The sequence below is a fragment of the Kitasatospora atroaurantiaca genome, assembly GCF_007828955.1.
GTDB classification, from domain to species: domain Bacteria; phylum Actinomycetota; class Actinomycetes; order Streptomycetales; family Streptomycetaceae; genus Kitasatospora; species Kitasatospora atroaurantiaca.
Genome location: NZ_VIVR01000001.1, coordinates 4,262,008 through 4,279,806 on the forward strand (window position 1 = coordinate 4,262,008; position 17,799 = coordinate 4,279,806).

Sequence of the window (17,799 nt, forward strand, 5' to 3'; positions counted from 1 at the left end):
GGGATGTTCCGGTAAGCCCACGGGCCGGGTGACTGCTGTGGATTCGCCTGTGCCGCGGGAGACCGGACGGCCTCACCTGCTCAGGCAGGGGCGGCTCTAGCGAGCAGCCACCTCACACATCCTGAAAGTACTCAACTCAGGATCACCTCCTTTCAGTGTGCCGCCACGATAGGCACGCACCCTTCGAAGAGGCAACGCCTTTTTTCTCGGAAATCGGGCGGGCTACTTCTTCGTGCCGTCCACGATCACCGGTGTGCCGGCCGAGCCGCAGGGGCTCGCGTAGACCGGGTTCTTCTCCGCGGCGGCCTTGAAGGCCTCGATGCACTGGCTCATCAGGATCTTGTCGGTCAGCGAATTGGCGATCGCCGTGTTCGCCGCCGCCGTGCTCTCGGAATCGATCTTCCGCTTCTCGGCCTCGGCCTTCGCGGTGCGCACCGCCGCCTCGGCCTGCGCGGTGGCCTGGTCCTGCTGGATCTTCTGGTCGATCGCCTTCTGCAGGCCGTCGCTCGGCTTGACGTTGCGCAGGTTGACGCCGTTCACCAGGATGCCGCGCGGGGCCAGCCGCGCGGTGATCAGCTTGTCGATCTCGGCGGTTATCGCCTCCCGCTGCGTGCTGTAACCCTCGACGCCGGTGTGGCGGGCGAAGACGTTGCGGACGATCTCCCGGCTGTCCGGGTAGACCAGCCGTTGCTGGACGGCCTCCGCGCTGCCGGCCAGCTTGTAGAGCGCCAGGGTGTGCTCGGGGTCTATCGACCACTTCACGGTGAGGTCGGCGTAGAGCACACCGCCCTCGGAGGACCGGACCTCCACGGTGTCGTTGCCGGTGAGGTTGAGGTCGGCCGGGCGGGTCGAGAAGGTGGTCACATCGGTCAGCGGGGACTTCAGGTGCAGACCGGACTGCCAGGTCGTGCCCACCTTGCCGAGGGTGGTCGGCACGCCCACCTCGTACGGCTCGACCACGTACGTGAAGGTGCTGAGCCCGAGGAGGAGCCCGACGGCGCCGGTCAGGATGCCGGTGAGGGTGGCGAGGCGGAATTCGACGACCTCGCGCCGTCTGAGGACGACCAGCGTGATGCCGAGGGCGAGGAGCAGCAGGGAGATGTAGAGCATCGTCACGTCTCTCGGGTTCTGACGGCAGGACGCCCGGAGCCTAGGGGCTGCGGGCGGGCCGGGAGAGCGCTTCGGATGATGTTCAGGAGAGAACGTGGGAGAGCGGGAACTTCAGGAAAAGCAGCAGGCCCGGCAGAGAATCTGCCGGGCCTGCTGTGCTACTGAGTAGCGGGGACAGGATTTGAACCTGCGACCTCTGGGTTATGAGCCCAGCGAGCTACCGAGCTGCTCCACCCCGCGTCGGTGAACCCAACAGTACGGGAGAGCTGCGCAGAAAGGAAATCCGTATCCCGGGTCAGCTGCGGACCGGGTGCCGCACGGGGTGCCGGGCCGTCCGGGCCCTGGCCCAGACGGCGAAGCAGACCAGCGTCGCGAAGCACGGCACCATCAGCGCCCCGTAAACCAGCAGGAACCCGTGGGTGCCGAGCCCGGCGGCGGCGTTCCAGGTGCCGTGCAGGGCCATCGAGAGCAGCAGCCCGGCGGGGGCGGCCAGCCGGGCCAGCCAGCGGCGGCCGGTGGTGAGGGTGATCGCGATGCCCAGGCCGGTGAGTGCGGTGAACAGCGGGTGCGCGAACGGGGAGAGCAGGCCGCGCAGGACGAAGGTGTGCACGGTGCTGTCGAAGTCGCGCAGGCTCGGGGGCTGGCCGAGCCCGATGCTGTCCAGCCGGGACTGCTGGTCGTCGGTGAAGGCGCGGCCCAGGTAGAGGGCGTTCTCGGTGAACGCGAAGCCGCAGGCGGTGACCCCGCCCAGGACGATCCCGGCGGCCAGGGTGCGCGGGCTGGAGCGGGCCCGGGAGCGGGTGCGGACGCGCGGGTGCGGGCGGAAGTACGGGAGCGGGCGCAGGCGCGGCCGGAGCCGGGCGGTCAGCCGCAGCCGGTGCGCGGAGCGGCGCAGCGGGGCCGGGGAGCGCCGGACCAGGACGGCGCAGGTGCGTTCGGCGCGACATCGGAGCCGGCGGCGGACCGGCAGCAGGAGCATCAGCAGGGCGGCACCCTTGGCCGCCTCCTCGATCAGGGGGGTCGCGAACTCGGCCCCGAGCGTCTCGCCGCGTGCGCTGCCCTGGTGGGCGATCAGGAAGTCGCTGGCCCAGCCGTTGGCCATGATCGCCACGGTGGTCGCCGCGCAGGCCCCCCAGGCCAGGCAGAACAGCGTGTGCCGCAGCGGGACCCTGGCCGTCTGGTTGAGCCAGGCGAGCGCGCCCAGGACGAACGGCAGCGGCAACAGCGCCAGGCCGAGACCGACCAGCAGGCCGGTGGTGCCGGTCTGCCGGTGCACCAGCCGCAGGATCAGCACCCCGCAGCCGGCCAGCGCCAAGGCGGCCAGGGCGGAGGAGAGCGCCGGGTAGCGCAGCGCGGCCGCGCGGCGCAGCAGGTTGTCCACCCCGACGTACGGGTGCCAGGGCAGCAGCCAGCTCGCCCGGCGCACTCGGGGCCCCGGGATCGACCGGGTGCCGGTGGCGCGCGTGGGCGGGTCTGTGGCGGCAGCGGCGGCGACCGTGGTGCGGACCGGCGCGTGGGGGTATGGGCTGCCGCTGGACGGACTGCTCACCCGGGCAGCGTAGGGGAACCACACGCTCCGGGGGGAGCCCTCGGCACAATCCGTACCTAAATGATCACTTCAGGTGACGGTCCGTCAGGCCCTGATCCGGGCCGTCGGGCCCCCGGGCAGGGGCCTCAGCGGCGGCGGAACAGCAGGTCGTGCACCACGTGGCCCTTGGCCATCCCGGCCCGCTCGAACTTGGTGACCGGGCGCCACTCGGGCCGGGGCGCGTAGCCGGGCAGGCTGCCGGCCGGGTGGTCGGCGGGCTCCAGCCAGCCGGTGCCGTCGCCCTCGGGGTGCAGGTTCTCCAGCTCGGGCGAGGCGGAGAGCACCTCGAGCATCTGCTCGGCGTACGGCTCCCAGTCGGTCGCGCAGTGCACCAGGGCGCCGGGCGCGAGCCGGGGCAGCGCCAGCTCCAGGAAGGACGGCTGGACCAGCCGCCGCTTGTGGTGCTTCGGCTTTGGCCACGGGTCGGCGAAGTACACCCGCAGGCCCGCCAGCGAGGCGTCGGTGAGCATGTCGCGCAGCAGGATCACCGCGTCGCCGGCGGCCGTCCGGACGTTCTCCGAGCCGTTCCGCTCCAGCAGCTGGAGCAGGTTCCCGTGGCCGGGGGTGTGCACATCGGCGGCCAGGATGCCCATGCCGGGGTCGGCGGCCGCCATCGCGGCGGTGGTCTCGCCCATGCCGAAGCCGATCTCCAGGGTGACCGGGAGGCCGCCGAAGAGGGTCTTCAGATCGAGCGGGCTGCCGTCGATCGCTATGCCGTACTGCTCCCAGCCCCGGTCGAGCGCACCGGCCTGGGCGTTGGTCATCCGGCCTCGGCGCGGCTGGAAGCTGCGGATCCGGCGCTCGGTGTGCTGGGCCTCGGTGGCCCGGTGCGGGTACATCGGCGCGGGGTACCCGGCCGGTGCGGCGGAGAGCCGGGCGGACGGGGAGGGCTGGGGGCTGGGGGCGGTGGCAGTCACAATCGCCCCAGTCTACGGGGGCACGTCCGGGGCCGGATCGGGGCGTGACGCATCCCCCTCCCGGCTGCCCGACCTATCCGCTCGCCGCGAGTGCCGCCAGCGCCCGGCGGGCGACCTCGCGGCCGATCGGCAGTGAGGCGGTGGCGGCGGGGGACGGTGCGTTCAGCACGTGCACCACCCGGCGGGCGGAGGACGGGTCGTCGGGGTCGAAGCCCGCGAAGGCGAAGTCGTCCAGCAGCGCGCCGTCCCTGGCCACCGCCTGGGCACGCACGCCCGCCGCGGCCGGCACCAGGTCGGCCGCCGTGACGGCCGGCAGCAGCCGCTGGACCGCCACCGTGAACGCCCGCTTGGACAGCGAGCGGTGCAACTCGCCGACCTCGTAGCGCCAGTGGCGCCGGGCGATGTGCCAGGTGCCGGGGAAGCGCACCGTCTCGGCGAGGTCGCGCGGCCGTACGGTGCGCCAGTCGTAGCCCTCACGGGCCAGCGCGGGGACGGCGTTCGGGCCGACGTGGACGTCGCCGTGCACGCCTCGGGTGAGGTGCACGCCGAGGAAGGGGAACGCCGGGTCCGGCACCGGGTAGACCAGGCCGCGTACCAAGTCCCGCCGCTCCTTGGTGAGTTCGTAGTACTCGCCGCGGAAGGGGACGATCCGCACACCCGGGTCGTCCCCGGCCAGCCGGGCGATCCGGTCGCTGTGCAGCCCGGCGCAGTTCACCAGTACGCCGCAGCGCAGCTCGCCGGCGGCGGTCTGCACGGTCACCCCGTCCGCCCGCCGGGCGATGCCGCGCAGCTCGGTGCCGGTCCGCAGCACCGCACCCGCCTGCGCGGCGAGTTCGGCGTACTTCAGGGCGACGGCCGCGAAGTCGCAGATGCCGGTGGTCCCGATGTGCAGCCCGGCCAGGCCGGTCACCTCGGGCTCGTACTCGCCGATCCCGCCAGCGTCCAGCTCGGTGACGGGGATGCCGTTCTCCCGCCCGCGCCGGGCCAGCGCGTGCAGGCGCGGCAGCTCCTCGCGGCCCGTGGCCACGATCAGCTTGCCGGTCACCTCGTACGGGATGCCGTGCTCGCGGCAGAACTCCACCATCTCGGCCGCACCGGAGGTCGCGTACCTGGCCTTCAGCGAGCCCGGGCGGTAGTACACACCGCTGTGGATGACCCCGCTGTTGCGGCCCGTCTGGTGCTGGGCGAAGGACTCCTCCTTCTCCACCAGCGCCACCCGGAGCCCCGGACGCGCCAGGGTCAGCGCGTAGGCCGTGGACAGCCCCACGATCCCGCCGCCCACCACCAGTACGTCGAAGTCGTAACCCACCGCAGCTCCTCCCGCCGTCGCAGCGATCGTGTCGCCGATCGTGTCACGGCGGGAGGAGCCGGTCGAGGGCCTACCGCTCCCAGGGCCAGGCGGCGTTGCGGCCCGCCTCGAGGAGCGGGATCAGCCGGAAGGCCGCGTCGGACAGGCCGCCGAAGGTGTGGCGGTGGGCCGATCCGGACAGGGCGTGGCCGGTGCGGTAGCCCGCGAGGTTCCAGGTGTAGACCGGGATGTGCGCCGGGACCTCGGCGAGCGGGTCGCCACCCCAGGCCTGGTAGGCCTGCTCGTCGGTGACGATGACCACCCGGTCGTGGCGGCGGTAGTGCGTACGGACGGCCTTGGCGGTCTCGGTGCCACCCAGGTCGTGGAAGCGCTCCAGCACCTTGAGGACGGACTCGCCCTTCCCGACCTTGATCAGGTGGCTGTCGTTGCCGAACTCGACCAGGTCGGCGTCGGCCGCCCGGACCTTCAGCGCGGTGCCGAAGATCGCCGCCGAGTCGGCCCGGTTGAGCTGGGTCTGCGCGCTCGGCCGGTCGAACATCGATCCTGAGCGGTCGACCAGGATCAGCGTACGGCCGGGCAGCGAGGGCACGTTGGCCAGCGAGTGCCCGAGGGCGCGCTCCAGCGCGTGCCCCCAACGCAGCGACGGGGCGTGGCGGTGGGCGGCCAGGTAGCGGAACGGGAACTGCTTGGACCGCGCCACCTCGGCGGGGTCGCTGATCCGACGCGCCACCTCGGCGGCGACCTCGTCCGAGACCCCCGCCTGGTCGAAGTTGCGCAGGTTGCGTACCAGTGCCATCGGCCCCATGGACGGGATGACCGCCTCCCAGACGGCGGCGTCCAGCGGGCCCTGCAGCCAGCCGGCCAGCGCCTCCCAGGTCAGCCCGGCCGCGGCCAGCCGCTCCGCGCCGCCCTCGCCGGTGACCACGGCACGGCGCTGCTCCACGGGCAGGGCGAGCAGCTCGCGGTTGGCCGTCAGCAGCCGGTCGGCGGCGGGCGGAGTGGCCTCGTCCGGGTGGTGCCGACGGTCCAGCGCGTACTTGAACAGCGCTCCCTGCCACGGCTTCTCGGGGTGCGGAGCCGGGTGTGTCAGCTCAAGGACGTCGCCGAAGCGGTACCCCTTGGAAGCGGTGTCGTACTTCAGCAGCGCGCGGCCGTTGTAGAGGCGCCGGGCAGCGTCCGCGAGGCCGCGCTTGAGCGGCTGGGGCAGGTTGCGGCCGTACCGGGAGGTCCAGTACGCGAGCAACTCGCCCGGCTCGTCCGGGCGCTGGAGCACGGCGTCGACGGCCTGCCGGGAGAACCCGGCGGCCTTGGCGTCCAGCCGGGCCCGGGTGAACTCGGCGGCGCCGACCAGGGCGGCGGTCCGCATGAAGGCCTCGGTGCGCAGCCAGCGGAGCAGGCCGAGCGTCCACTCCGGGTCGCTGACGGCGAGGTCGCGGACCAGCACGGTGAAGCGGTCGTCGCGGTCGCCGCCCTTCTCGTAGAAGGTGTCCTGGCCCACGAGGTTGGCGACCGCGAGCAGGAAGAGTTCGGACTTCGCGTCGCGGAGGTGTCCGGTGCCGCCGGCGTGGTTGACGGTCCGCTGCCCGGTGGTCGTCACGGGCGAGAGCGGACCGGCCTTGGCCTTGCGGATGTTGAAGCGCGACATGCTGAAGCCCCCCTACGGGATGGAGAAGGAGGGGAGGCACGGCTGGAGAAAGGGGCGCCCGAGATCGGTGCCGGCTTCGGTGAGCCGGCCTCGGTGGAGGTAAACAGTCAGGCACTCTACCAGCTGAGCTACCGGCCGTGCTCGCGCACGGACCGTCCAGGACTCGAACCTGGGACCGCCTGGTCCAGAAGTAACCCCCGCCTGCGCACCGGGCGCCCCGGCGCTGTGCCTCCCGAGATCAAGAGTCGGATTCCGGCATGGATTCTTTGGAGGAAGTAGCCGGACCCTTCGCACCGGGAGGTGCGGTACATCTATTGGTACATCTATTCAAGAATTGGGTGTCCAGAGAACAGAAGCGGCTGAGGTGACAAAGCTGCTCTACCGACTGAGCTACACCGACGCGAATGTCGGCGGCGGGACTCGAACCCGCGACCTGCCCATTAAGAGTGGAAGTAACCTCTGCCTGCGCATCTGGACGTGACCGACCATAGCCAGTCCGCTCTCGCACCCGCATCCGAATTACGCCGGCGCGACCAGCACCAGCCGCGCCCGCTCCGTCAGTTCCCGTACCCGGCGCTCGTCCTGGAACGGCTCCAGCCGACGCAGCATCTCCACCACGTACTCCCGGCTGCGCTGCGAGGAGATCCGTCCGGCCACCTCGACCGCGCGCTCGCCGGCCGCCACCGCGGCGTCCAGGTCGCCCGCCTCCGCCTCGGCCATCGCGGAGACCACCAGGCGTAGACCGTGTGATCGGACGAAGCCCTCGGTCGGCCGGGCCAGCGCCTCGCGGGTGAACTGACGGACCTTCGAGGGCACGCCCAGGTCGCGGAAGCACTCGGCGGCGTCGGCCGCGAGCCGGTCGTACGCATAGAAGTCGATCCAGGCGGGATCAGGGTCCCCGGCGCGTGCCCGCTCAAGTGCGCCCTCCGCGGCGGCGAGCGCCGTCGCACACGCCGGGGCATTGCCGCTCCTCGCCTGGGCCCGTGCTTCCACCAGATGGAAGAAGCTCATCGTCCGCGCCGTCGCCAGCCCGCGGTTGCGCTCCAGGGCCGCCTGGGCCAGGTCCACCGCCTCCTCCGCGAAGCCCCGGTAGCTGGCCTGCAGGCTCATGGAGGCCAGCACATAGCCGCCGAGCGGTACGTCGGCCGCCGCCCGGGCGAGTCGCAGTGCCTGGATGTAGTACCGCTGGGCCGCCTCGTGCTGGCCGGTGTCGAAGGCCATCCACCCGGCCAGCCTGGTCAGTTCGGCCGTCGCCCCGAACAGGGCACGGCCCACCGCATCGCTGTACGAGGCCAGCAGCAGCGGCGCCGCCTCGACCCGCAGGCACTCCGGCACCATCGAGGACCGCCAGTCGCCGCCGCCGTACTTGGAGTCCCAGCGCCGGGCCTCCTGGGCCGCCTCGCGCAGCTTGGCGGCGTCCGAGTGGCCCACCCGGTAGCCGCTGAGGTCGGGGGCGACGGCCTCCCGGGCCACCGAGCCGTCGGCCGGCGTGATCAGCCAGCGCGAGACCGGCGTCGCGTACGCGGACACCGAGAAGGTCCCGGCCAGGCTGTCGCTCCACCGTCCGCCGCCCGGGCCGCGCCGCAGCTCCAGGTCGACCCGCCACAGGTCGGTCGCCGAGCGGACCGCCTCCGGCACCTCGCGCGGGAAGGCCAGGCCGAGTTCGGGCGTCGGGTCGGTGTCGCCGAGCCCGATCTCGTCCAGCGGCACCGGCCGGCCCAGCTTGCTGCCGATCGCCGTCGCGATCAGGTGCGGCACCGGGCCCTGCGGGATCATGCCCTTGCTGACCCACCGGGCGACCGAGGTCTTGTCGTAACGAAGCGTCAGCCCGCGTTGGGCGCCCAGGTCGTTGACCCGGCGGGCGAGCCCGGCGTTGCTGATCTGGGCGAGGGTGAGGAGCGTGCCGAGCCGTTCGTTCGGCCCTCGTGAGCTGACGGTCATGGTGGCGGCGGCACCCCCTGGCGGCGTCGTTCGGTTCTGTGCGTCCTGCGGCGCCGATACGGCGTCGTGCGGCATCCGACGGTGGCCGTGATCCACGGCTTCCGTCCGGCTCCGTGCGGAGTCCTGCGGCTCGTGCGGCTTCTCGGCCTCCTGCGCGGATGACGGCATGAGCAGAGGGTGCGGTGCGCGGAGCCCCAACGGCTGCTGTACCTAGAGTAGTCGTCTGCGTTCCGAGGGTTAAGAGGCGGCATTCCGGATGGCGGGATCGCGTGCCCGGTCCGTCCGCCGCCGACCCGTACGGCGCACGGGCGCGCGACCGTCCGCCGCCGCGTGCCGGACGGTCGTGCTCCGGTCCTGTGCCGATGTGCGCCCGGGTGTGCTCCCTGGCCCGAGCGGCAGGTGGGCGATTCGCTGGGGGCTGTGGGTCGGCCCGTCGTCGAGGACCCGGCGGGCCGGGGGACACCGCTGCCTCCATCCCCGCGGGCGGCGGTGGGTCCGGGAGGGCATGCGGATGCCCTCCCGGGCAGTGCGACGCCTTTCGGCCATCTGCGGATGTCCATGACAGGGCGGCGCGGCGGACCCTGCGGGGCGGCCCGGGCCACGGAGGGGGAGGCCCGGTCCGCCCCGACCCGTGCGGGACGTCACGCCACGCCACGAGAATCACCGCAAGCGCGGCAACTCGGGTCACGTCAGGCACATCCAGTGGCACCATGTCTCCTGACGGTGCGTCGACGCCGAGCGGCGGTACGGCGCGCTGGTTCCTCGTCAGGTGGAGGCGCGATGCGGTGGCTCACGGGCTGGAGCGGGGGCGCGCCCAGGGCCGACGCGCCGGGGTACGAGGCGCCGAGCGCCGTCCGGCCGCTGGCCGCCACCACCCTGTGGGCCGGACCCAACCCGCTCTGGGCGGTGGGGGACTGGCGCGCCGACGAGATCCGCCTGGTCACCCTGCGGCCCGGCGCCGACGCCGTCGTGAGCACCGGCCTCGCCGCGCCCGACCCCACCGAGCACGACACCCCCGCCACCACCCGCCTGGCCGTCCTCGGCCGCTGCGGCGCCTCCGACGCGGAACTCGCGGCCGGCCTCGCCGCCGCCCGGGGCGGCGCCGTCCGGCACCTCACCACCTGGCCCGGCAGCTACACCGTCGTGCTGCGCACCGGCACCCGGAGCACCGTGCTGCTCACCGACCTGGCCGGCGCGATGCCCGTCTTCCACACCCCCTGGTGCGACGGCACCGCGTACGCCACGGCCGCGCTCCCGCTCGCCGACCTGATCGGCGCCCCGCTCGACACCGGCCACCTCGCCGCCCGGCTGGCCTGCCCCGAGTCACCCGAGGCGCTCGGCACGGGCACGCCGTACCTCGGTGTCCAACGCGTGCCGCCCGGCCATGCGCTGGGTATCCGCGGCGGACGCCCCCACATCTCCCCGTACGAGCACGAGGGCACCCCGGGCCGGCGCGAGGAGGCCCCGGCGGTCCGTGAACTCACCCGCGCCCTCCTGGAGTCGGTGCGCTGCCGGGTCCGCACCTCGGCCGGCTCCGCCGACCGCCCCCGTCTCGGCGTCGACCTCTCGTACGGCACGGCCTCGGCGACCGTCGCGCTGCTCGCGGCCGCCGTGCCGATCGGGCCCCCGGCCGCCGCGCCGGAGACCGCCGCCGTACCTGTGACCGCACCCAGGACCGGTGCGGTGAAGGGCTCCTGGGCGCGGACGATGGCCGAGGAACAGACCGGGCCCGAGGTGCTGACCGCCGTGACGGTCGGCGAGGCCGACGGCACCGCGCTCGCCGTCGACGCACCGCGCCTGAGGCACATCGTGCTGCCGCCCACCCTTCCGTACGCCGAACTGGCCGACCCGCTTCCCGAGCTGCCGGCCGGCCCGCTCACCGACGAGCCCGGCCCCGCCCTGGTGGCGACGGCCCGGACCGGCACCCGGTTCAGCGCGGGCGGCGCCGACCACCTCACCGGCTACGGCGCCCGCCAGGTGCTGGACGGCCACCCGGCCAGGCTCGCCGACCTGATCAGGGCGGGCCGGGCGCGCGAAATCCTCTCCCCGGTGGCCGCACTGGCCGGGGCCGACCGGGCCGTGGCGGGCGCCTTCAACGGCGTGCTGCGGACGCCCGTCACCGTGCTGCGCGCCGCCCACCGGCTGGCCAGGGCCCGGTACGCCGAGGCCCTGGACGACGCCGCCGTACGGCTGACCATCCGCCAGCTCGCCGGCCGTGGACGGACGATCGGGGAGAGCTCGGCGGCGGACCTGGCCTGGTGCGTCCCCGGCCCGGCGGCCCGCTGGCTCTCCGACGACGCGCTCTCCGCCGTCGCCCTGCGGCTGCGGCTGGCCGCCCGGGGGCCGGTCCCGACCGAGCAGCCCGGCGTCCGCAGGGCCAGGCTGGCCCTGCACCGGCACGCCGCCGAGTACCGCACCCTGGTGCAGTCCGCCGAGCAGCACGGCCAGCGGCTGCACGCGCCCTTCCTGGACAACCAGGTGGTCCGCGCGGCCCGGCTGCTGCCCGACGAGATACGGCTGCAGCCCGGCGCGCGGCACGCGCTGCTGCGCGCCGTGCTCACCGGCGCGGGCCGCACCGACCTGCCCGCCGACTGGGGCCGGGGCGCGCGCCCCGACCGGGCCGGCGCCGCCCGTACGGGCCTGCGGCTGGCCGCCGACGGGCTGGCCGAGCTGTTCCGCGAGCCCCTGCTGGCCGAGGCCGGGCTGATCGACCTGGCCGCCGTGCGTACGGCGCTGGCCGGCGCCACCGACCCGGGCGCCGAGCTGCCGCCCGGCACGCTCGCCGGGCTGGCGGAGCTGATCTCCACCGAGCTGTGGCTGCGAAGGGTACGGGCCCGGCGCCACGGCTCGTGCTGGACGGGGCTGCCCCTGCCCGAGCGCAGGGCACTCGCCCGCATGGCATGAACGGGCCTACGGCCGGCCTTACGCGTATGGGCATGTTCAGGGGCGCGGGAAACTGCGCGATCAGCCCTCTACGGAGGTGCACGGTTGCTCGCGCAGTTCCCCGCGCCCCTGTAAAGCCTGCGCTGTGGGCGGGCGCCGCGGCTGACGGTCGATCATGATGGAGTCGTCCGCCCCAGAGGAGGCCGCCGTGTCCGATCCCCTCCCGGTGCTCGGGGAACCGCCCGCCGCAACCCCGCCCGGAGTCCTGGCGGCCTGCGACGGCTCGGACGGTTCGCTCTGGGCCCTCGACCGGGCGATGAGCGAGGCCCAGCTGTTCGGCCTGCCGCTGTACGTCCTCGCGGTGGTGAACCCCTCTCCGACGGGCTACCCGCCCGGGATGGCCGAGCTGGTGCAGGAGAGCATCGAGCGGCTGGCGGCCAGCATGGCGGACGGCCTGCGCCGGGCCGTGGCCACCGTCCAGGCCGCCCGCTCGCAGCCCTTCGCGGGGGAGCTCGCCCTGCACGTGGTGCTGGGCAACGTGATCGAGGTCCTGCTGCGCTGCGCGCAGGGGCAGCACACCCTGGTGATCGGCACGCGCGGCAACGGCGGCTTCACCCGGCTGCTGCTCGGCTCGGTGAGCACGGCGGCCGTGCACCACGCGGCCTGCCCGGTGCTGGTCGTCCCGGCACCCCCGGCCCGCTGACCTTCGGGAATGCACTCAGGTGGTTGACGGTTCACCCTTTTGGCCCCAGCCCCCATCCCAACCCCCGACAGGAGCCAGCCCGTCATGAAGGTCGAGATCTACTCCGACATCGCCTGCCCGTGGTGCTACATCGGCAAGCGCCGCTTCGAGCAGGCGCTGGACCGCTTCCCGGGCAAGGAGGACGTCGAGGTGGTCTACCGGCCGTACCAGCTGGTCCCCGACGCGCCGGAGGCGGCGACCCCGCACCGCGCCTGGCTCGCCGAGCGCTACGGCCCGCAGTCGGTCGCGATGGACGCCCGGGTCACCGAGCTCGGCAGGGCGGAGGGCATCGACTACGACTTCGACGCCGCGCTCCACGCCAACACCTTCCTCGGCCACCGCCTGCTGCACCTCGCCGAGACCGAGTACGGCGCGGCCGTCCAGGGAGAGCTGAAGGAGGCGCTGCTGAAGGCGCACTTCAGCGACGGCGCGGACGTCGGCGACCGTGAGCAGCTCGCCGAGATCGCCGTCGGCGCCGGGCTGGACCGTGACCGGGTGGCCGGCTACCTCGCGGGCGAGGAGGGCGCCGAAGAGGTCCGGGCCCAGCTCGCCGAGGCCCGGACGCTCGGGATCAGCGCGGTACCGACCTTCGTCTTCGAGGGCAGGTGGGCCGTCCAGGGCGGCCAGGAGGCGGACACCTTCCTGCGCGTCCTGGAGCAGGTCACCGCCGAGACCGCGGGCGACACGGAAGCGGCCGCCGCCTGCACGGACGACAGCTGCGCGGTCTGACACCGCCGTACGGGCGGGCGGCCGCTCAGGTGCAGCTGAGCCGGGCGTCCGCCCAGTCCGCGAGGTTGATCAGCCCCCAGCTGCCCGTCGCCGGGGTCACCACCAGTCGGACCGAGTGCTGGCCCGCCAGCGGTACCCGGACGGGCACCGGGGCGTCGCCCTGGCCGATCGCGCCCGAACGCCACAGTGTCCGGCCGTCACCGCCCTGCACGCTGAAGACCACGTTCCCGACCCGGAACGTGAGGTCGTCCAGGCCGGCCACCGCCTGGAAGGTCGAGCAGGTCCGGTTGAGGTCGATGGTCACCGACGAGGGCGCGTAGACGCTCATCGCGTGCCGGTAGTACCGGCCGTTCATCGACACGCCCTCGCGCTGCCACACCCAGCCGCCCCGGCGGATGCTGGGGCCGGCCGCGGGCGCCCGGCCGGAGCCCTGGCCGAACGGCAGGTCGTCCAGCCAGAAGTCGGTGACCTCCGGCGGGTCGGGCGTCGGCGGGACGCTCGGCACCGGAGGCTCCGGCGGGTCGGGCGGGACCGGGACGGACGGCGAGGGGGGCTGGACCACCGAAGGCTCCGGCGCCGGCGTCGTCGCCACCACGGGTGGTGCCGGAGCGGGCGGGGTCGAACGCGGTGACGGTGCCGACCTGGTCGCCGGAGCCACCTCGCTGGGCGTGGGCGAGGGCGTCTCGGACGGCGACGGTACGGGCTTCGCCACCGCCGGCGGCGGCAGTGCGGGCGAGGACATCGGTGGTGCCGCCACCGCGGGCTTCGGGGCCGGTGTGCCGGTCAAGGCGTATGCGGCGACGGCAGCGGCGGCCATCGCGACACCGGCCGCGATGCTCGCCTTGGCCGCCGCACCCAGGCCCTCGGCGGCCACGGCACCGGCGCTGCCCCCGCCGCTCGCGCCGCCGCCCGCCGCCGTGCCGCCGACCACCGCGGTAGCCCCGACCGCGCCCACACCGAGGGCGGCCGCCGCCGCCGCGGTGAAGTACCCGGCTCCGACCCAGACCAGTACGCCGCCGGGCAGGATCACGCGCAGACCGGTGTTGATCTCCAACAGCTCCAGGTACGCCGCCGTGCAGCGGTCGCAGTCCTGGACGTGTCTGCCCACGTCGGCCGAGGCGCGCTTGCGCAGCGACCCGCGCGCGTACGCGCCCAGCCGGTTGGCGTACGCCGCGCAGGCCCGGGCCTGGCTGCCCGACACATGGGCCTGCAGGAAGGCGGCGGCCAGCCGGTCGCGCGCCCGGTGCGCCTGCACCGCCGTGGCGTTGGCGGTCTTGCCGAGCATCACGGCGACTGTTTTCGGCGACTCCCGCTCGACCTCGGTGTGCCAGAGCACCATCCGGTCGTCCTCGGGGAGTTCGACGAAGGCCTTCATCACCATCCGCCGGTCGGCCATCGCCATCGCCCAGGTGTCGGCACCCGGGTCGGCCAGATCGAGGTCGGTGGTGGCGGCCGAGGCCTGCGCGAAGGTGCTGAAATCGTCCACCAGTTGCTCGCGCCGCTCGGTGCGGGCCCAGGCGGCGGCGACGTTGCGGACGGCCGTGAGCAGGTAGGCGCGGACCGCGAACTCCGGCCCCTTGCCCGCCTTCAGCGCCTGCAGCGTCCGGGCGAAGACCTCGCCGGCCAGGTCCTCGGCGGTGAAGCTGTCCCGGCAGCACGTCCGCGCGTAGCGGCGTACCGAGTCGGCGTGCCGCCGGTAGATCTCCTCGTACGCGCGGTCGTCCCCGGCCCGCACCTGGGCGGTCAACTCGGCGTCGGACGGCGGACGTTCCCCGTCCACGGGGTCGGCGGGGGCCGGCACCACGGCACGGGCCTGGACCTCGGTGGCCGACGGTACCTCTCCGCCCACGAACGCCTCCGGGGTCACTCCCCCCTGCCCGGCCGACGCCTGCCCGGGCACCCGGCCGACGAGCGACTCCCGGATCGGCGCGCCGGCCTGGTCCGGGACATGGCCGGAGGCGTCGAGGCCGTAGCTGTGGTCGTTCTGCTCCTCGGCGCTCAACGCGGCCCCCAGCGCTCGGCACGGCCCACGGAGCACCACCCGGCCGCCGCCCGCGCACGCCTGAGCGCGCCCTCGGACGGGAGAACAGCGGCCGGGCGAACGGCGCGCAACGGGACAATGGCTCCAACCACGGCCAAAGAATGGCATAGCACAGCGGCCACCGGTAGCCGGATCGGTCACGACCCACTCTTCCGGGCAGCCGCTCGCCGATATGTTCGGGTCGGAATTACCGTGATCAGCGCGCCCGCAGGCCGTTGAGCAGAATCTGCAACAGCCGGTCGGCCGGTGCGTCGTGCGGTTGACCCGGCGCCGACTCACCGTCACCACCGGTCTGCGGCCGGCCCACGTGCACCGGGACCGCGGCCGTCAGCACCAGCACCACGTCCGACACCGTCACCCCCGGCCGGAGCTCGCCCGCGGCGCCGGCCCGGGCGACCAGGGCCGCCAACAGGTGCAGCAGCAGCCGAGGATCGGCGTCACCGGCCGGCTGCCGGTCCAGGCCGGGGCCACGCTGGGCCGGGACGTGCTGCGCGGGGACGTGCTGCTCGGGCAGGCGCTGCTCGGGAACGTGCAGCTCGGCGGTGGTCCCGAGCTCCTCCGCGTACCGGAACGCCGAGGGCGGCAGCAGCCGCCCGGCCCCCGAACCCACCGCCCGCGCCAGGTAGCCGGCCAGCGCCTCCCAGGGGCCCTCGCTCCCGTACAGCGACTCGCGGGCCTGCGTGGTCAGCCAGGCCACCTCCTCGGCGGCGATCCGCTGGACCAGCACCTCCTTGCTCGGGAAGCGCCGGTACACCGTGCCGACACCGACCCCGGCCCGGCGGGCCACCTCCTCCATCGGTGCGTCGTACCCGAGTTCGCCGAAGACCTGGCGGGCGGCGCGCAGCACGCTCTCCAGGTTCCGCCGGGCGTCCACCCGCAGGCGGGTCGCGCCCGAGCCGCGGGACGGCTCCTCCGGGCTGCTGAGGTCGTAAGGGCCCTCGCCAGGGCCGTACCTGCCCTCTGCGCGGCCCGGTTCGTATGCGCTCCGGGTGTTCCCGTACAGCTCGCGGGCCACCGGGCCGCGCTGCTCCGGCACCACACCCTGGGCCGTCGCACCGTGGCCCGCCGATGGCGGCACCGGCAGCCCCAGTACTCGTTCCTGATCCGTCATCCCACAACCTCCCCCGCAGGGGCCCGATTCCGGGCGTCCCTGCCTGCCACTTCGCACCCCCCGGCGCGCAGTACCGCCGCCCAGGTCCGGACGTGTCCTCGTGGACCACCCTTCCCCGGTTCGCCCCGGCGCAGTCAGGTGCCGCAGCGGGCCCGGCGCCGGCCGTTTCGAGCCGACGCACAATCCGACCATAGTTCAAGGAAGTTCGCGGCAGAAGTGGACCGAAATCCGCCCACTGCGGAAAATCCGGCGCCCATCAGGCACATCCGTCCCACCGGATCCGGTACGGCCTGTGGACAAGAAGGCCTCCGGCAGGGCGTCATGGACGGGTGAACCAGGTCACATCGGCAGGGGGTGTCCCCATCAGGATCCTGATCGTCGGCGGCGGCTGCGCCGGGATGTCCGCCGCACTCCGTCTCCAGCAGGTGCTCCGTCCTCAACTGCGCAGCGGCCAGGCCGAGATCACCGTGGTCGAGCCGCAGCCCTACCTGACGTACCACCCGCTGCTCGCCGAGGTCGCGGCCGGCTCCATCGACCCACGGCACGTCGTCGTCCCGCTGCGCCGGGTGCTGCCCGAGTGCCGCGTGCTCACCGCCCGGGTCACCCGGATCGAGCACGCCGGGCGCCGGGCCTGGGTGGACGCGGCCCCGCGCGGCGAGCACGGCGTGCCCACCGAACTCGCGTACGACCTGCTGGTGGTCGCCCCGGGCTCGGTCTCCCGTACCGCGCCCGTCCCCGGGCTCGCCGAGCACGGCCTGGGATTCGCCACCGTCGGCGAGGCCGTCAGCCTGCGCAACCATGTGCTGGAACAGCTCGACCTGGCCTCCTCCACCCGGGACCCGGCGCTCCGGCAGGCGGCGCTCACCTTCGTTTTCGTCGGCGCCGGCTACGCGGGCGTCGGCGCCCTCGCCGAGCTCGAGGACATGGCCCGCTACGCGGCGAAGGGCTACCACAACCTCAGCGCGGCGGACCTGCGCTGGGTGCTGGTCGAGGCCACCGACCGGATCCTCCCCGAGGAGTCCCCCGAGCTGGCCGCTCACACCCTCGCCGAGCTGCGCGACCGCAGCGTGGACGTCCGGCTCTCCACCACCCTGGAGTCCGCCCTGGACCAGGTGATGGTCCTCTCCGACGGCAGCCGCTTCGCCGCGCGCACCCTGGTCTGGACGGCCGGCGTCCGCCCGGCACCCCTGCTCCGCGACACCGACCTCCCGCTGGACGCCGCAGGGCGGGTCCGCTGTCTGCCCACCCTGCAGGTGGCCGGGCCGGACGGCGCTCCGCTGCCCGGTGTCTGGGCGGCGGGCGACGGCGCCGCCGTCCCCGATCCCGAGGCCGGCCTCTGCGCCCCGAACGCCCAGCACGCCCTGGCCCAGGCCCGGCTGCTGGCGGACAACCTGGCCGCGGCCCTGGCCTCGCGCCCGCAGACCCCTTACCGCCCCGAACGCCAGAGCTGTTCGACCTCGCTCGGGCTCGGCCGGGGCGTCGCCCACACCCGGCGCGGTCAGCTCACCGGCCGCCGTGCCTGGTGGCTCCACCGGGCCCGCCACCTGCGGAGACTGCCGAGCCTGGACCGCCGGGTGCGGGTGCTCACCGGGTGGCTGCTGGGCGGGCTGTTCAGCCGCGAGGTGGTGTCCCTGGGCTCGGTCGAGCACCCGCGTTCGGAATTCGAGGCGGGATTCCCGAAGCAGTGAAGGCACGACCGTTACGCGCCGCGATGGTCATACGACTTCCGAAACCGCGCCCCGGCCTGACAGGATCTGCCCAACGGATCATCACGGCGAGTGCC

The 17,799-nt window shown here is 74.0% G+C and carries 12 protein-coding genes and 2 tRNA genes; 4 read left to right on the forward strand and 10 right to left on the reverse strand.

Translation table 11 applies throughout. From position 1 onward, the window contains the following. Positions 1-222: 222 nt before the first annotated feature. The 8 genes from FB465_RS19620 to FB465_RS19650 all read right to left on the reverse strand — a co-directional run bounded on the left by FB465_RS19620 (position 223) and on the right by FB465_RS19650 (position 8,510). Positions 223-1,110: a prohibitin family protein gene (locus FB465_RS19620; protein WP_145797449.1), complete on the reverse strand. Its 888-nt coding sequence runs from the start codon at positions 1,108-1,110 to the stop codon at positions 223-225. 166 nt (positions 1,111-1,276) lie between these two features. Next, a tRNA-Met gene (locus FB465_RS19625) sits at positions 1,277-1,350 on the reverse strand. A gap of 55 nt (positions 1,351-1,405) precedes the next feature. Beyond that, a complete protein-coding gene (locus tag FB465_RS19630; protein ID WP_145792386.1) occupies positions 1,406-2,659 on the reverse strand; it encodes a PrsW family intramembrane metalloprotease in 1,254 nt (417 codons plus the stop codon). A gap of 125 nt (positions 2,660-2,784) precedes the next feature. Next, a complete protein-coding gene (gene trmB / locus FB465_RS19635) occupies positions 2,785-3,615 on the reverse strand; it encodes a tRNA (guanosine(46)-N7)-methyltransferase TrmB (RefSeq protein ID WP_211785821.1) in 831 nt (276 codons plus the stop codon). A gap of 73 nt (positions 3,616-3,688) precedes the next feature. Next, complete coding sequence (gene lhgO, locus FB465_RS19640) at positions 3,689-4,924, reverse strand: L-2-hydroxyglutarate oxidase (protein ID WP_145792388.1); 1,236 nt, start codon at positions 4,922-4,924, stop codon at positions 3,689-3,691. Positions 4,925-4,994: 70 nt separating this feature from the next. Beyond that, positions 4,995-6,569 (reverse strand): TROVE domain-containing protein, encoded by a 1,575-nt coding sequence (locus FB465_RS19645; RefSeq protein ID WP_145792390.1) that lies wholly within the window; start codon positions 6,567-6,569, stop codon positions 4,995-4,997. 405 nt (positions 6,570-6,974) lie between these two features. Beyond that, positions 6,975-7,098, reverse strand: a tRNA-Lys gene (locus FB465_RS35910). Continuing rightward, the gene (locus FB465_RS19650; RefSeq protein ID WP_145797451.1) at positions 7,089-8,510 is read right to left on the reverse strand and encodes an NsdA family TPR-like regulatory protein; all 1,422 of its coding nucleotides are present in this window, start codon (positions 8,508-8,510) and stop codon (positions 7,089-7,091) included. Before FB465_RS19650 ends, FB465_RS35910 begins: the two co-directional genes overlap by 10 nt. A gap of 780 nt (positions 8,511-9,290) precedes the next feature. Here FB465_RS19650 and FB465_RS19655 point away from each other — a divergent pair. From FB465_RS19655 to FB465_RS19665, 3 genes are all read left to right on the forward strand, one after another. Beyond that, positions 9,291-11,414, forward strand: coding sequence for an asparagine synthase-related protein (locus FB465_RS19655; RefSeq protein WP_145792392.1), 2,124 nt, complete (start codon positions 9,291-9,293; stop codon positions 11,412-11,414). A gap of 187 nt (positions 11,415-11,601) precedes the next feature. Then, positions 11,602-12,096, forward strand: coding sequence for a universal stress protein (locus tag FB465_RS19660; RefSeq protein WP_170290643.1), 495 nt, complete (start codon positions 11,602-11,604; stop codon positions 12,094-12,096). 84 nt (positions 12,097-12,180) lie between these two features. Further along, positions 12,181-12,864, forward strand: coding sequence for a DsbA family oxidoreductase (locus FB465_RS19665; RefSeq protein WP_145792397.1), 684 nt, complete (start codon positions 12,181-12,183; stop codon positions 12,862-12,864). 25 nt (positions 12,865-12,889) lie between these two features. Here FB465_RS19665 and FB465_RS19670 read toward each other — a convergent pair whose 3' ends face one another. After that, on the reverse strand, positions 12,890-14,866 hold the full coding sequence (locus FB465_RS19670; protein WP_145792399.1) for a sigma-70 family RNA polymerase sigma factor: 1,977 nt from the start codon (positions 14,864-14,866) through the stop codon (positions 12,890-12,892). Between the two features lie 235 nt (positions 14,867-15,101). Next, positions 15,102-16,016 carry a TetR/AcrR family transcriptional regulator gene (locus FB465_RS19675; protein ID WP_145792401.1) on the reverse strand — a complete coding sequence of 305 codons (915 nt, stop codon included), beginning with the start codon at positions 16,014-16,016 and terminating at the stop codon, positions 15,102-15,104. Between the two features lie 329 nt (positions 16,017-16,345). Between FB465_RS19675 and FB465_RS19680 the strand changes: the two genes are divergently transcribed. Then, a complete protein-coding gene (locus tag FB465_RS19680) occupies positions 16,346-17,704 on the forward strand; it encodes an NAD(P)/FAD-dependent oxidoreductase (protein WP_281292351.1) in 1,359 nt (452 codons plus the stop codon). Positions 17,705-17,799: the final 95 nt, after the last annotated feature.

What these genes read in the sequence shown, in the direction of transcription:
- FB465_RS19620 (WP_145797449.1), bottom strand. Translation starts at nt 1,110, where the DNA reads ATGCTCTACATCTCCCTGCTGCTCCTCGCCCTCGGCATCACGCTGGTC.
- FB465_RS19645 (WP_145792390.1), bottom strand. Translation starts at nt 6,569, where the DNA reads ATGTCGCGCTTCAACATCCGCAAGGCCAAGGCCGGTCCGCTCTCGCCC.
- FB465_RS19650 (WP_145797451.1), bottom strand. Translation starts at nt 8,510, where the DNA reads ATGACCGTCAGCTCACGAGGGCCGAACGAACGGCTCGGCACGCTCCTC.
- FB465_RS19655 (WP_145792392.1), top strand. Translation starts at nt 9,291, where the DNA reads ATGCGGTGGCTCACGGGCTGGAGCGGGGGCGCGCCCAGGGCCGACGCG.
- FB465_RS19665 (WP_145792397.1), top strand. Translation starts at nt 12,181, where the DNA reads ATGAAGGTCGAGATCTACTCCGACATCGCCTGCCCGTGGTGCTACATC.
- FB465_RS19675 (WP_145792401.1), bottom strand. Translation starts at nt 16,016, where the DNA reads ATGACGGATCAGGAACGAGTACTGGGGCTGCCGGTGCCGCCATCGGCG.